Raw genomic sequence first — 14861 nt, forward strand, 5'->3', positions numbered from 1 at the left:
CTGACCTACTCCGAACGCACCACGCCGAGCGCTTCTCTCGCCTGGGCGTAGGCGTTCAGCACCTCGCGGACCGGCGCCACCACGTGCCCCCGGGCCACGTCGGTGACCGCGGACCGCAGTCGCTGCTCGGCGCGGCGCCGGGCGCGGCGGGCCCCGGCCGCGATCAGGGGCTTCAGCAGCAGCCACAGGAACAACCCGGCGAGCAGGCCGCCGAGCAGCAACAACGTCGGCAGCGGGACCGCGCCCACCATCGGGTTGTCGAACTCTGGCAGGCCGAGGGCGCGGACCGCGTACCCGGCGATCAGCCAGCCGAGGCCGGCCACCGCGGTCGCCAGCAGCACCCACTGCAGCGCGCCGATCACCCGCCACCAGACCGGGGCCTTGGTCACGCCGAGATCGGTGGTGGCGACCGCCCGGTCCAGCGCGTCGGGCAGATCGTCGGCCCGGGACCGGGCCGCGGTGGTCAGCGCCGGCGCCCAGACCTCGGGCAGCGGCGCGGCAGCCCGGCTGGCGACCGCGCGGACCGAGATGCCGACCGCGGACCGTTGCGCGGCGCCGGCGGCCGGGACAGAGGTGCGCGGCACGATGTCGGTGGAGACCGGGTCGGTGGCGGGTTTCTCGCCCAGGTGCAGCCGGCGCAGCGGGTCCGGCCGCAGCCGGCTCAGCCCGCGGACCAGCGGCCAGCCGGTGGCCGCGGTGGCCCGCTGCCGGTACGCCTGAGCCGTCGCGTCGGCCACCGCAGGCACCCCCGCCGACGCCGCGAGGGAGTCGGCCAGCTGGCGGACCGTGCTCCGGTCCACCTCGTCCTCGGCGGCCGGCGGGCCGATCGTGGCGGCCAGCTCCTCGCCGACCGTGTCCAGGTCAGCGGCGAGACGGCGCAGCGCGGCCTGCCGGGCGGCCACCGTCGTCTCCAGCGCCTCGCGCAGCTCGGTGAGCATCCCCGGCTGTTTCGCCGAGGAGGCGAGCACCGGCGTGCCGCCCAGCCCGTCCTCCTCGAGCAGCCGGCCCAGATCGTTGAGCACCACCTCGGTGTCGCCGGGGCTCAGCCGGTCCGCCTGGTTGAGCACCACGATCGTCACGCCGGCGTGCGAGCTGAACTGCGAGAGGTACGCCCGGTGCAGCACCCGGTCGCCGTACTTCTGCGGGTCGACCACCCAGACGATCTGGTCGACCAGCCCGAGCAGGCGGTCCACCTCCAGCTGGTGCGCGCGTTCCACCGAGTCGAAGTCCGGCAGGTCGAGCAGCACCAGGCCGTGCAGGGCCACCTCGTCGTCGCCGTCCAGCGCGCTCTCCCGGACGAATCGCTGCCGCGGCAGCACCCCGATCCAGTCGAGCAGCCGGTTCGCCGGCTCCAGCGGGCCCCAGACGCAGGCGTGCGCGGTGCCCGTGGTCGGCCGCCGCACGCCGACCTGCGAGAGCTTGAACCGGGCCAGGGCGTTGAACAGGCTGGACTTGCCACTGCCGGTGCTGCCGGCGAGCGCCACCACGGTGTGGTCCAGGGAGAGCGAGAGCCGGTTGCCGGCCCGTTCCACAAGCGTGTGGGCGGTGACCAGCTTGCCGTCCGGCAGGTACGGCCCGGTGACCCGCAGGAACCGGGACAGCGCTTCGAGCCGTCGCGCCAGATCCTGGGCGTCCACTCTCTTCTCCACGACGTTCATTGCCCCGACCCGGTCAACGCTAGTTCCTTCCTTGCCGCCTCCACCTCGGCGCCGACCCGGCGCAGCAGCGCGCCCGGCTCGGCCTCGAGGCGTACCGTCGCGGTCCGCTCGGTGAACCGGGCGGCCTCGGCGGCGAGCAGATCATCCACCCGGGCCAGCAGCTCGGTGCGGGCGCGGGTGGCGAGCGTGCGGATCGCCTGGTCGCCGAAGACCGCCTCGAGCACCTTCTGCGCGGCGACCGCGCTGCCCGCGCCGGCCGCGACCTCCAGGCCGGTCGGTATGAACGCGGTGGTGGTGAAGACCGCGATCATCACGGCCAGGCCGACGCCGTTCACCGCGTAGGCGGCGCCGCGGGCCACGGTGCGCTTGTCGGCGGCTTCCCGGCGGACCACGTCGAGGACCCACTGCTGCCAGTCACGGACCAGGCGGTCGGCGAGCTGCGGCAGGTTGTCGGAGGCTTTCTGCAGACCCGGCTCCAGCAGGGCGGCGCCGGCCGGGTGCGACTGCCAGGCCGCGTACGCCTGCTCGGCCGCGTCCGCCGCCACCCCGCGCAGCAGGGTGACCAGCTGGGACTCCATCGCGACCTGCAGGTTCCGCCCGGGCGCCGGCCGGCCGCTGATCGCCGCGACGAGCCGGTCCCGCAGGTGGCCGACCCGCGACTCCAGGCTGCGCAGGAACTCGCCGGTGCCGATGAACTCCTGCCAGCGGGCCAGCACCTCGCCGCGGAGCAGCCGGCCGTCCTGCAGGCCCTCCTCGGTGGTGCGGCGGGCGTTGCGGTACGCCGCCTCGACCCGCTCGTCCAGCGTCTGCGCGGTGCGCATCTGCTCGTCGGCCGCCTCGGCCAGCCCGTGCAGCGCCGGCGCCAGCGCGCCGAGCGCGCCGTCGAGGGTCTGCCGGACCACCGCGGCGCGGGCGTTCGCGTCCGCGGAGAGCTGGGAGAACCACTGTCGCATCGGGCCGACCGCGGCTTCCGGCAGCAGCCCGTTTCCGCCCAGAGGGGTTTCCGGGATGACGAAGAGGGGCGCGGAGCCGAGGTCGCGGGCGGTGAGCATCTCGCCGAGGTGGGCGGCGACCTCGGCGGCCGCGTCGACCGGGACCCGGTCCAGCACCAGGGCGATCACGGTGCCGCGCAGCCGGGCGGTGGTCAGCAGCTCCCACGGGACGGCGTCCGCGTACCGCGCGGCGGTGGTGACGAAGAGCCAGAGGTCGGCGGCGGCCAGCAGTTGTGCCGCGAGCTTGCGGTTGTGGTCCACGACCGAGTCGATGTCGGGCGCGTCGAGCAGCGCCACGCCGGGACCGATCGACGGCGCGCCGACGACCTGCAGCGCGTTCGGATCGGTGCTCTGCTCACCCGTCCGGACCAGGCCGGGCAGCAGCCCGCCGCGGCCGAACCAGTTCAGATCCGACGGGTTCGCCACCAGCACCGGTGACCGGGTGGTGGGCCGCAACACGCCGGCGGTGCTCACCGGTGCCTGGACCAGGCTGTTCACCAGGGTCGACTTGCCCGCGCCGGTGGATCCGCCGACGACCACGAGCAGCGGGGCGTCGAGTCGCGCCAGGCGGGGCAGCAGATAGTCGTCGAGCTGAGAGAGCAGCGCCGCGCCGACCTTCCGGGCCTCGTCGGCGGAGGGCATGACCAGGGGGTAGGAGACCGCGCCCAGCGCCGAGCGCAAACCACTCAGTGCCGTGGCAAGGCGTCCCAAAGCGGGAGGAATGCCATTTTCCTGGTTTACCGGCCGGCCTTGGTCACTCCCCGTACGCTCTGATGGGCCACCGCTGACCTGGCTCTTTTCCTCCGTTGCGGGCTCGTCCGATGCGGCGGAAAGGGCCGACGGACCGACCGCGTCTCCGTGCGTCGTCACGGGTAAAGCGTGCACGATCTATGCACCCAGGACAACGGGTCCCGGTATGCCGTGACCGGACAGGTATGTAGGTGATTTCCGAATCACCCACCTCACAGGCCGACTTGCGTCGCTCTGGCTCAACTTCGATTTGACGTTCTCTGTCACCGTGGCATCATTGAGTCGGTTCCACTCAACCCTGGTACGAACCAAGTCGGTTAGCGAAGCGAGGAACACCATGGCACGTGCGGTCGGCATCGACCTCGGCACCACGAACTCCTGCGTCAGCGTTCTGGAAGGAGGCGAGCCCACCGTCATCGCCAACGCGGAGGGCTCCCGGACGACTCCGTCGATCGTCGCCTTCGCCCGCAACGGCGAGGTGCTCGTCGGCGAGGTCGCCAAGCGTCAGGCGGTGACGAACCCCGACCGGACCATCCGCTCGGTCAAGCGTGAGGTCGGCACGAACTGGTCGATCGACATCGACGGTAAGAAGTACACCCCGCAGGAGATCTCCGCGCGGGTTCTGATGAAGCTGAAGCGCGACTCCGAGGCGTACCTGGGCGAGACGATCACGGACGCCGTGATCACCGTCCCGGCGTACTTCAACGACGCCCAGCGTCAGGCCACCAAGGAGGCCGGTGAGATCGCCGGTCTGAACGTGCTGCGGATCGTGAACGAGCCGACCGCGGCCGCTCTCGCCTACGGCCTGGACAAGGGCTCCAAGGAGCAGACGGTTCTGGTCTTCGACCTCGGCGGCGGCACCTTCGACGTCTCGCTGCTCGAGCTCGGCGACGGCGTCATCGAGGTCAAGTCCACCTCGGGTGACAATCACCTCGGTGGCGACGACTGGGACCAGCGGATCATCGACCACCTGGTCAAGACCTTCCGCGGCGAGCACGGCATCGACCTCTCCCAGGACAAGATGGCCCTGCAGCGTCTGCGTGAGGCCGCGGAGAAGGCGAAGATCGAGCTCTCCGCCGCGACCACCACCAGCATTAACCTGCCCTACATCACGGCCGGCGCGAACGGCCCGCTGCACCTCGACACCTCGCTGAGCCGGGCCGAGTTCCAGCGCATGACGCAGGACCTGCTCGACCGCTGCAAGGGCCCGTTCGAGTCCGCGATCAAGGACGCCGACGTCAAGCTCTCCGACATCGACCACGTGATCCTGGTCGGCGGCTCGACGCGTATGCCGGCGGTCACCGAGCTGGTGCAGAGCCTGATCGGCCGCGAGCCGAACAAGGGCGTCAACCCCGACGAGGTCGTCGCGGTCGGCGCGGCCCTGCAGGCCGGTGTGCTCAAGGGCGAGGTCAAGGACGTCCTGCTGCTCGATGTCACCCCGCTCTCGCTGGGCATCGAGACCAAGGGCGGCATCATGCACAAGCTGGTCGAGCGCAACACCACCATCCCGGCGCACCGCTCCGAGGTCTACACCACGGCTGACGACAACCAGCCCTCGGTGCTGATCCAGGTCTACCAGGGCGAGCGCGAGATGGCGGCGTACAACAAGAAGCTCGGCACCTTCGAGCTCAGCGGCATCGCGCCGGCCCCGCGCGGCGTCCCGCAGATCGAGGTCTCCTTCGACATCGACGCGAACGGCATCGTGCACGTGTCCGCCAAGGACCTGGGCACGGGCAAGGAGCAGAAGATGACGATCACCGGCGGCTCCGCGCTGCCGAAGGAAGACATCGAGCGCATGATGCGCGACGCTCAGGACCACGCGGACGACGACAAGAAGCGCCGCGAGGACGCCGAGGCCCGCAACCTGGCCGAGCAGCTGCAGTGGCAGACCGAGAAGTTCCTGGCGGAGAGCGGCGACAAGCTCCCCGAGGAGAACAAGAGCAAGATCAGCGAGGCTCTCGGCGAGCTGCGCGGCGCCCTCGGCGGCACCGACATCGAGAAGATCAAGTCGGCGCACGAGCGGCTCTCGCAGGTCTCCCAGGAGGCCGGCTCGCTGCTCTACTCGCAGGGTGAGGCCCCGCAGGCCGGTCCGGAGGCCGGTGGCGCCCCGGGTGGCGCGACCGGTGCGGGCCCGTCGGCCGGCGGCAACGACGACGTCGTGGACGCCGAGATCGTGGAGGACGACAAGAAGTGACAGCCAAGGACGACGACAACGACGGTCAGGCGACCGAGCGGGAAGTCATCCAGGGCGAGATCGACGAGTCGGCCGAGGAGACTCCCGCCGGGGAGCCGGTGAACCAGCCGGTCGGCGCACATCGCGCCCCCGAGGAGGAGGACGAGAGCCCGGTGTCCGAGGACGCCACAGCCACTGCAGCAGGCGCCGAGTTGGGCGCGCTGCGCAGTGAGCTCGACGAGCGGACCCACGACCTTCAGCGGGTCACCGCGGAGTACGCGAACTACCGCAAGCGGGTCGACCGCGACCGGGGCGCCGCGGCGGAGCAGACCACCGGCACGGTGCTCACTGCTCTGCTGCCGGTGCTCGACGACATCGACCGGGCGCGCGAGCACGGCGACCTGGTCGGTCCGTTCGCCTCGGTGGCGGAGCAGCTCACCGCGGTGACGGGCAAGCTGGGCCTGGTCGCGTTCGGGGAGAAGGGCGACGCGTTCGACCCGAACCTCCACGAGGCGGTCGCGCACCAGACCTCCGCCGACGTCACGGAGCCGACCTGCGTCGAGGTGATGCGCCGCGGTTACAGCCTGGGCGAGCGGCTGCTCCGCCCGGCCATGGTCGCGGTCGCCGATCCTGAGTGAGCAGGCCCTGAGTGAGCCGGACCGGAGTGAACTCTGTGTCGTGCCCCGCCCGCCGGTTCGCCGGCGGGCGGGTCCTCACAGCGAAGTCGAGGAGGTGGACTGAATGAGCTCGAAGGACTGGCTCGAGAAGGACTTCTACGCCGTGCTCGGCGTGAACAAGTCCGCCTCACCCGACGAGATCAAGAAGGCGTACCGAAAGCTCGCCCGGGACCTTCACCCCGACCGCAACCCTGGCAACAAGGAAGCGGAGGAGAAGTTCAAGGCGGCCTCCGAGGCCTATGACGTGCTCGCCGACGACAAGAAGCGCAAAGAGTACGACGAGATGCGCTCGCTGTTCGGCTCGGGCGCGTTCCGCCGGGGCGCACGTCCCGGCGGCGGCACCCAGTTCGACCCGTCCGACCTGTTCGGCGGGTTCAGCGGCGCTGCGGGTGGCGGGGCCGGTGCGGACCGCCGGTTCGGCGGCACCGGCTTCTCGGACATCTTCAGCTCGATCTTCTCGGGCGGCGGCGCGGGCGGCCCCGGTCCGGCCGCGGCACGGCGTGGCCCGCAGCGCGGGCGTGACGTCGAGACCGAGGTGACACTCGACTTCGTCCAGGCGGTCCGCGGCACCACCCTGCCGCTGACGTTGCGTACCCCGGGCGCCTGCGACACCTGTCGCGGGTCGGGGGCGAAACCCGGCACGACACCGCGGGCCTGCCCGAAATGCCAGGGCACCGGCATGATCTCCAGCAATCAGGGCTCGTTCAGCTTCTCCGAGCCGTGCCGGGACTGCCAGGGTTCGGGCAGCATCGTGGACGAGAAATGCCCGGAGTGCCGGGGGTCCGGCGGGGTCACCAAGACCCGGACGATCAACGTGCGATTCCCGGCCGGCGTGGCCGACGGTCAGCGCATCCGGCTCAGCGGCCGGGGCGAGCCGGGCGACCGCGGTGGCTCGGCGGGCGACCTCTACGTGCAGGTCAAGGTGCGGCCGGACGAGTTGTTCGGGCGCAGCGGCGACGACCTGACGCTGGCCGTGCCGATCAGCATGGCGGAAGCCGTTCTCGGCACCGACCTGAAGGTGCCCACCTTGGACGGCCCGGTCACCCTGCGGGTGCCGGCCGGCACGCCGAGCGGTCGCAAGCTGCGGGCGCGGGGCAAGGGTGTGGTGCGCAAGGAGGGCCAGGCCGGCGACCTGATCGTCACGGTCGACGTGCAAATCCCGGCGGTCGTCAGCGACGAGGCCCGGGACGCCCTGGAGAAATTCGCGAAGCTCACCCCGCCCCCGGGGCGCGAGCGACTCGACGCCCGGATGCGCCGGGCTGGTTAGGACCCTCACGGGAGGTGGCACATGTATGAAGAGATCCACGTCTCGACGGAAGCCTCCGACGCGAAGGTTTTGATCATCTCGGTTGCCGCACGGCTTGCCGGGATGCACCCGCAGACGCTCCGGCAGTACGACCGGCTCGGGCTGGTGCAGCCGGGCCGGGCGGGCGGCGGGGGTCGTCGGTACAGCGAACGGGACGTCGCGCTGCTTCGCGAGGTGCAGCGGCTCAGCCAGGAGGACGGCGTCAACCTGGCCGGGATCAAACGCATCATCGGGCTGGAGCAGCTCGTCGGCGACCTCCAGCAGCAGCTGGCGGAGCTGGCGGAACAGCTCGACGCGGCGTACGACCGGATCGCCCAGCTGGAGGCGATGCGCAGTCCGTACGCCGGCCGGGACCTTGTTCGCCAGGAGACCCACTCGACGGCGCTGGTGGTGTGGCGGCCGCGCCGCTCCCCGGACAAGTGAACGGCGGCCTCTCGATCGAGAGGCCGCCGTTCACCACCTGTAGTCACTAAGTTATTACCGTCGGTTGAAGAGTCCCAGCCGGCGCGGGTGGCGGACCAGGCCGCCCTCCATCCAGTCGTGGTGATCGAAGAGCTCAGGCCGGGTCATCAGCACCCGGCAGTTGTGCGCCCAGATCTGCATCGGCTCGTCGCCGACCTCCTCGGCGCGCTCCACGAACTTCTTCAGCCGGCGTTTGCGCTGTCCGCTCGCGTTCTGCCGCACCCCGTCCGCGGCGTAGATGTACATGCAGTGCTGTGCGAATCGCCGCGCCGGGCACTGCCGGTCCATGGCCAGCTCGAACAGGGTCGGGCCGAGCACGTCGCCGGAAATCAGCAGGTCCCAGTCGCGCGGCATGGTGTTCAGCGGGACCGACTCAGGGTGGTACGCCCACGCCTGAAGCTCGTCCGGCCGGGGATCGACCGGATTCCCGAATCCGAGGAATGTTGCTTCACGCACGCTCACGCCGCCGCCTCACTCATGCGTCCGCCCCGCGGGTCCGGCCTCACTCCACCGGTCACGGGCATCGAACGTCCCAATACTCAGAGTCGTCGCTCCGAGACGGTAGCGCGCTGAGTGTTTCAGCGGAAGTGTCAAGGCTTCACATTCAGATACTGGACAGTAACTTTGGGCGTTCCCTCTGGAGACGGGCGTCACTCCGGTGTCGGCAGGGGTTTCGCGCGTGCCGCCTGGGCCGCCATCCGCTTCCGGACCAGGTTCTTGAACCACTGGTAGTCGGGCAGCCGGGCCAGCATCGGCCCGGTCACCACGGTGATCAACACGTACGCGGTGGCGAGCGGGGCGAGCCGGGCGTCCACCCCGTACGCGACCGCGAGGCCCGCGATGACCACGGAGAACTCGCCGCGCGGCATCAGCGCGAGACCGGCACGGACCTGGCCGGGCAGCGCGATGCCGGCACGCCGGGCGGCCAGATAGCCCGTGAGGACCTTGGTGAACATCGTGAGCACGGCCAGCGCGAAGGCGGGGAGCAGCACGGCCGGCATGTCGGCCGGATCGGTGGAGAGCCCGAAGAAGACGAAGAAGACCGCCGCGAACAGGTCACGCAGCGGGGAGAGCATCTGGGTGGCGTGGTGCGCGACCGGGCCGGAGAGCGCGATGCCGACCAGGAACGCGCCGACCGCCTCGGAGACCTTGAGCTCGCCGGCCACCCCGGCGATGAACAGCGTCAGGCCGAGGACGCTGAGCAGCAGCGCCTCCGGGTCCTTGACCGAGATGAATCGGCTGATCTCACCGCCGTACCGGATCGCCACGACCAGCACCGCCACCACCGTGACCACCGCGACGCCGAGCGTGGTCAGACCCGGGACCAGCCCGCTGCCGGCCAGCACCGCCGTGGCGATCGGCAGGTAGAAGGCCATCGCCAGGTCCTCGATCACCAGGACCGAGAGGATCACCGGTGTCTCCCGGTTGCCGACCCGGCCCAGATCGCCGAGCACCTTCGCGATCACGCCGGACGAGGAGACCCAGGTGATGCCGGCCAGCACCAGCGCCGCCTCCCAGCCCCACCCGAGCAGCAGCGCGAACGCCGCGCCGGGCAACGCGTTCAGCAGCATGTCGATCAGGCCGGCCGGCGCCGCCGCGCGCAGGTTGTCCACCAGCTCGTCGGCCGAGTACTCCAGGCCGAGCATGACGAGCAGCAGCACGACGCCGATCTGGGCGCCGATGCCGATGAACTCCTCGCTGGCCGAGAGCGGCACCAGCCCGCCGTGCCCGAACGCGAGCCCGGCCAGCAGGTAGAGAGGAATCGGGGACAGGCCGAACCGACGGCCGATCCGGCCCAGCATGCCGAGACCGAAAAGCAGCGCGCCGATCTCGATGAGCAGGATCGTCGTGTCGTGCTGCACTGGCTCAGCCGTCGTCGCCGGCCAGGATGGCTGTCACGCCGTCCAGGCCCTGCCGGGTGCCGACCGCCACGACCACGTCGTTCGTTTCGAATCGGAACGAGGGCTCGGGGGAGGCGATCACCTCCCGGTCGCGCAGCACCGCCACGATCGACGCACCGGTCCGGCTGCGGGCGCGGGTGTCACCCAGTCGCCGGCCGACGAACGGGGAGCCGGCGGGCAACGCCACCTGCTCGGTGAGCAGGCCCGCGGCCTGCTGCCGCAGACCGGCGAGCTGCCCCAGCATCAGGGACGCGCCGAGGACGTCGGCCAGGGCCTCCGCCTCGTCGTCGGTGAGCGGGATCGAGGCCAGGCTCGCGTCGGGGTCGTCCACGTCGTACAGCACCAGGTCGCGTCTGCCGTTGCGGTGGGAGACCACCCCGACGGTACGGCCGGAGGAGGTCACCAGGTCATGGCGGACGCCTATTCCCGGCAGCGGAGTCTGTTCCACCCGTACGCGCACGATCTCTACGGTAGCCCCCAGGCGGCCCGTTCCCGCCCGGAAACAGACATCGTGATCATTGCGCCTGCTCAGCGACCTTTTCCGGGATGCCGGCGCCGGGACCGGACGGCTCCGGGGCGGTCCTCGGGCGGGCCACGACGAGCAGGAGCAGGCCGAGCGCGACGAGGATCAGATTCATCAGGTACGCCAGCCGGAACCCGTACTGCTGCGCCAGCCCGAAGAGCGGGGCGGCCAGGATGTTGCCGATCGGGAAGGTGTTCGTGAACATGGTCGTCGCCCGGCCCGGGAAGCGCGGCATCATGTCCTGCACGTAGGAGATGCCCAGGCCGGAGGTCGCCGCGATGAACACGGCGTTCGGGAGCTGTGCGACGGCGAGCATCCAGACGGAGCTCGCCGTGACCGTGAGCACGTGGTAGACGACCGCGCAGGCGGTACCGCCGATGATGATCAGCCGCAGCGGCACCCGGGTGGAGAGCCAGCCGAAGCCGAGCATCAGCGGGATCTCCAGCGCCGCGCAGAGCCCGAGGAGCAGGCCGGCGTCGCCGACCGAGCCGCCCAGCTCCGCGCTGAGGTAGAGCGGCAGCGCCTGCACGCCCAGGACCATGGCGGTCTGCAGCAGGACGAAACCGGCCAGGATCACGAAGAGGACGCGCGGCGCCTTGCCGGAGACCTGACGGCCGTCGTGTGACGCGGCCGGCGCCTCCACCTCGGGCAGCCAGCGGATCGCGACCAGGGCGGCGATCAGGTACGTGATCGAGGCCGCCCCGAAGACGAACTCGAAACCGCCGGTGGCGAGCAGGGCGGCGGCGAGTGACGGGCCACCGACCCAGGCGACCGAGAAGACCGTGCGCAGGGTGCTGATCCCCATGGCCGCCCGGGCCGGATCGTCGCGTTGGAGCACCTGACGGGCGTACGCGAAGGATTGTGGGAAGAGGGACCCGGCAATCGCCGTCGCCGTCGCGGTGAGCGCGAGCAGCACCCAGTAGTCGCGGACGACGGCGGTGAGGCCGCTCCCGGCACAGCCGGCGAGCGCCGCGATGATCAACAGGGTGCGACGCATCGGACGCCGGTCGGAGATCCGGCCGATCGCCCAGGACATGAGGACGCCGGAGAGCGACGACACCACGAGGAAGAAGGTGACCTGGATCGGAGTGGCGTCGACCGCGGTGCTGAGGAAGAGCCCGACGAAGGGCCCGACCACGGCGGTGGCGATGCCGGTGGTGAGGAAGACGAGACCGAGCGGAAGGAGCCGTCGCGTTACTTGGGGCAGCGACACAGTTCGTACGTTACGGGTTCTTTCCTGTTGTTGCGCCGCTCCGGTGGTGGCCGTCACGCCTTTTCCGCGCGCGCTAAAGTTGAGTTGCTTACGCTCAAGTCTGCTTGACTGGGATCCGTTCAGGGGAGCACATGAACACCGAACGCTTGACCACCAAGAGCCGCGAAGTGATCACCACCGCGGTCGCCGACGCCGGCAGCCGCGGGCATGCCACGGTCGAGCCGTGGCACATGCTGCTGTCGCTTCTCGACACCGGCGGGTCGACCGCGACCGCGCTGCTGCGAGCGGTCGGGGCCAACCCCGCTGACGTGCGCCGGGCCGCCGCCCGAGCACTGGAGCAACTGCCGTCCGCCCGCGGCGCGAGCACCGCGGAGCCCAGCCTCTCCCGCGAGTTCGTGAACGCGATCGGGTCCGCCGACCTGATCGCCAAGCCGCTCGGCGACGAGTATGTGTCGACCGAGCACCTGCTGGCCGGCCTGGCCCGGGTCGGCGGCGCGGTCGGCCAGGCCCTGCAGAGCGCCGGCGCCACCGAGGAAGCGCTGGTCGCGGCGTTCCCCCAGGTGCGCGGCGGCGAGCGGCGGGTGACCACGGCCGACCCCGAGCAGACCTACAAGTCCCTGGAGAAATACAGCGTGGACCTCACCGCGCTGGCTCGGGACGGCAAGATCGACCCGGTCATCGGCCGGGACGCGGAGATCCGCCGGGTGGTGCAGGTGCTCTCCCGGCGTACCAAGAACAACCCGGTGCTGATCGGTGAGCCGGGCGTCGGCAAGACCGCGATCGTCGAGGGCCTGGCCCAGCGGATCGTCGCCGGCGACGTGCCGGAGACGCTGCGCGACAAGAAACTGGTCTCGCTCGACCTCGGCGCGATGGTCGCCGGCGCGCAGTACCGCGGCCAGTTCGAGGAGCGGCTGAAGAGCGTCCTGGAGGAGATCCGCGGCTCGAACGGGCAGGTCGTCACGTTCCTCGACGAGCTGCACACGGTCGTCGGTGCCGGCAAGGGCGAGGGCTCGATGGACGCCGGCAACATGCTCAAGCCGATGCTGGCCCGGGGCGAGCTGCGGATGGTCGGCGCGACCACGCTCGACGAGTACCGCGAGCACATCGAGAAAGACCCGGCCCTGGAACGCCGCTTCCAGCCGGTCGTCGTCGGCGAGCCGACCGTGGAGGACACCATCGGCATCCTGCGCGGCCTCAAGGGACGTTACGAGGCGCACCACCGGGTGCAGATCACCGACGCCGCGCTGGTCGCGGCGGCCAGCCTCTCCGACCGTTACATCAGCGACCGGTTCCTGCCGGACAAGGCGATCGACCTGATCGACGAGGCCGCGTCCCGGCTCCGCATGGAGATCGACTCCCGGCCGGTCGAGCTGGACCAGCTGCAGCGGCAGGTCGACCGGATGCGGGTGGAGAAACTGGCGCTCAGCAAGGAGACCGACCCCGCGTCGGTGGCCCGGCTGGAGCGGCTGGACCGGGACCTCGCCGACCGCGAGGAGGACCTCACCGCGCTCACCGCCCGGTGGGAGCGCGAGCGCGGCGGGCTGAACCGGGTGGGTGAGCTGAAGAAGCAGCTCGACGAGGCGCGGGCCGCCCAGGAGCGGGCCCAGCGCGACGGCGACCTGCTGGAGGCCTCCCGGCTGCTCTACGAGGTGGTCCCCACCCTGGAGAAGGAGATCCAGGCGGCGTCCGACGCCGAGGACGAGCGGGACGAGCCGCCGATGGTCAAGGAGGAGGTCGGGGCCGACGACATCGCCGAGGTCGTCTCCGCGTGGACCGGCATCCCGGCCGGCCGGATGATGGAGGGCGAGACCGCCAAGCTCCTGCGCATGGAGGAGTCGCTGCAAGGCAAGGTGATCGGCCAGCGGGAGGCGGTGGCCGCGGTCGCGAGCGCGGTCCGCCGCGCCCGGGCCGGCATCGCCGACCCGGACCGGCCCACCGGCAGCTTCCTCTTCCTCGGCCCCACCGGCGTCGGCAAGACCGAGCTGGTGAAAGCGCTGGCCGGTTTCCTCTTCGACGACGAGCGGGCGATGGTCCGCATCGACATGAGTGAGTATGGGGAGAAGCACTCGGTGGCCCGGCTGGTCGGTGCGCCGCCCGGATACGTGGGGTACGAGGAGGGCGGCCAGCTGACCGAGGCGGTGCGGCGCCGGCCGTACAGCGTGGTGCTCCTGGACGAGGTGGAGAAAGCCCACCCGGACGTGTTCGACCTGCTGTTGCAGGTGCTCGACGACGGGCGGCTCACCGACGGCCAGGGCCGGACCGTCGACTTCCGCAACGCGATCCTGGTGCTCACCTCGAACCTCGGCTCGGCGAACGCCGACTTCACGATGGGCGACGAGGAGCGCCGCGACGAGGTTCTCGCGGCGGTCCGGGCGCACTTCAAGCCGGAGTTCCTGAACCGGCTCGACGACATCGTGGTCTTCCACGCGCTCACCAAGGCGGACCTGACCGCGATCGTCGACATCCAGCTCGGCCGGCTACGCGACCGGCTCGCCGAGCGCCGGCTCAGGCTCGAGGTGATGCCCGAGGCGGTGGAGTGGCTCGGCGAGCACGGGTACGACCCGATCTACGGCGCCCGCCCGCTGCGCCGCCTGGTCCAGTCGACGATCGGCGACCTGCTCGCCAAGGCGCTGCTGAGCGGCGAGATCCGGGACGGCGACGTGGTGCTGGTCTCGCTCAGCGAGGGCAAGGACGGCCTGGCCGTCCGGCGCGGCGTCTGAGCTCTCGTGCACAAGAAAACGGCCCCGGGTCTCCCCGGGGCCGTTTCCTTCTAGCTCTCCACCTCCCGCTGCCGGTAGGCGTGTGTCATCAGGACGTCCGTGATGGCGTGCTCGCCGTCAGCGGACCAGATCCGTATGCCGTCGCGGTGCAGTTGGTAACGGACGTCTTTGAACCGCGTCCGGGTGTCGTCATGGTGAACGACGGTCAGGGTGTCGGCGTGGGGCATGGGACTCACCGGTCCTTGTCAGCTCTGGGGCAGCCGCGGTGTGGTCACGCGGCCCGCCTAATGGGATGGGTGCCCGAAACCGGTCTGCCTCGGCCCCGGAGATGCGTGCGCGGGGCGGGCGACTCGTGTCACGGGCAGGGCGGTCCGCCGGAGGTCTCTGCTGCCAGCTGGACGCCACGAAATCGAAGTGTAGGCGGGCGCGTCATGGTGTGCCGCCCCCTGAAAGAGCGACGTTTCCGGGGTCATCGTGTCGTTTCGC

Annotated in this window: 12 protein-coding genes; 5 read left to right on the forward strand and 7 right to left on the reverse strand. The window is 70.9% G+C overall.

The genetic code is table 11. The annotated features are described in order from the left end of the window. Nucleotides 1–5 precede the first annotated feature (5 nt). Nucleotides 6–1658 carry a GTPase gene (locus AMIS_RS00410; protein ID WP_014440201.1) on the reverse strand — a complete coding sequence of 551 codons (1653 nt, stop codon included), beginning with the start codon at nucleotides 1656–1658 and terminating at the stop codon, nucleotides 6–8. Next, the gene (locus AMIS_RS00415; protein ID WP_041829480.1) at nucleotides 1655–3520 is read right to left on the reverse strand and encodes a GTPase domain-containing protein; all 1866 of its coding nucleotides are present in this window, start codon (nucleotides 3518–3520) and stop codon (nucleotides 1655–1657) included. Before AMIS_RS00415 ends, AMIS_RS00410 begins: the two co-directional genes overlap by 4 nt. Nucleotides 3521–3737: 217 nt before the next feature. On the opposite strand from AMIS_RS00415, the gene dnaK reads away from it, so the two are divergent. The 4 genes from dnaK (at nucleotide 3738) to AMIS_RS00435 (ending at nucleotide 7979) form a co-directional block, all read left to right on the forward strand. Next, nucleotides 3738–5594, forward strand: a complete 1857-nt coding sequence (gene dnaK, locus AMIS_RS00420) for a molecular chaperone DnaK (RefSeq protein ID WP_014440203.1) — start codon at nucleotides 3738–3740, stop codon at nucleotides 5592–5594. Continuing rightward, nucleotides 5591–6211: a nucleotide exchange factor GrpE gene (grpE, locus tag AMIS_RS00425; RefSeq protein WP_014440204.1), complete on the forward strand. Its 621-nt coding sequence runs from the start codon at nucleotides 5591–5593 to the stop codon at nucleotides 6209–6211. The genes dnaK and grpE overlap by 4 nt, the downstream gene beginning before the upstream one ends. 103 nt (nucleotides 6212–6314) lie before the next feature. Next, nucleotides 6315–7517 carry a molecular chaperone DnaJ gene (dnaJ, locus tag AMIS_RS00430; RefSeq protein WP_014440205.1) on the forward strand — a complete coding sequence of 401 codons (1203 nt, stop codon included), beginning with the start codon at nucleotides 6315–6317 and terminating at the stop codon, nucleotides 7515–7517. A 21-nt stretch (nucleotides 7518–7538) separates the two neighbouring features. Next, nucleotides 7539–7979 (forward strand): heat shock protein transcriptional repressor HspR, encoded by a 441-nt coding sequence (locus AMIS_RS00435; RefSeq protein WP_014440206.1) that lies wholly within the window; start codon nucleotides 7539–7541, stop codon nucleotides 7977–7979. Nucleotides 7980–8033: 54 nt separating this feature from the next. On the opposite strand, the gene AMIS_RS00440 is transcribed toward AMIS_RS00435, so the two are convergent. The 4 genes from AMIS_RS00440 to AMIS_RS00455 all read right to left on the reverse strand — a co-directional run bounded on the left by AMIS_RS00440 (nucleotide 8034) and on the right by AMIS_RS00455 (nucleotide 11655). Beyond that, nucleotides 8034–8480 (reverse strand): hypothetical protein, encoded by a 447-nt coding sequence (locus AMIS_RS00440; protein WP_041829481.1) that lies wholly within the window; start codon nucleotides 8478–8480, stop codon nucleotides 8034–8036. Nucleotides 8481–8668: 188 nt separating this feature from the next. Beyond that, nucleotides 8669–9820, reverse strand: a complete 1152-nt coding sequence (locus tag AMIS_RS00445; RefSeq protein ID WP_051042350.1) for a cation:proton antiporter — start codon at nucleotides 9818–9820, stop codon at nucleotides 8669–8671. Nucleotides 9821–9884: 64 nt separating this feature from the next. Beyond that, nucleotides 9885–10379 (reverse strand): cation:proton antiporter regulatory subunit, encoded by a 495-nt coding sequence (locus AMIS_RS00450; protein WP_014440209.1) that lies wholly within the window; start codon nucleotides 10377–10379, stop codon nucleotides 9885–9887. Nucleotides 10380–10434: 55 nt separating this feature from the next. After that, entirely contained in the window at nucleotides 10435–11655 is a 1221-nt protein-coding gene (locus tag AMIS_RS00455; protein WP_014440210.1) for a sugar efflux transporter, read from the reverse strand. 131 nt (nucleotides 11656–11786) lie between these two features. On the opposite strand from AMIS_RS00455, the gene clpB reads away from it, so the two are divergent. Continuing rightward, a complete protein-coding gene (gene clpB / locus AMIS_RS00460; RefSeq protein ID WP_014440211.1) occupies nucleotides 11787–14375 on the forward strand; it encodes an ATP-dependent chaperone ClpB in 2589 nt (862 codons plus the stop codon). 50 nt (nucleotides 14376–14425) lie between these two features. On the opposite strand, the gene AMIS_RS43245 is transcribed toward clpB, so the two are convergent. Next, a complete protein-coding gene (locus AMIS_RS43245) occupies nucleotides 14426–14602 on the reverse strand; it encodes a hypothetical protein (protein WP_014440212.1) in 177 nt (58 codons plus the stop codon). Nucleotides 14603–14861: the final 259 nt, after the last annotated feature.

It is taken from the genome of Actinoplanes missouriensis 431 (assembly GCF_000284295.1).
Taxonomy (GTDB): Bacteria; Actinomycetota; Actinomycetes; order Mycobacteriales; family Micromonosporaceae; genus Actinoplanes; species Actinoplanes missouriensis.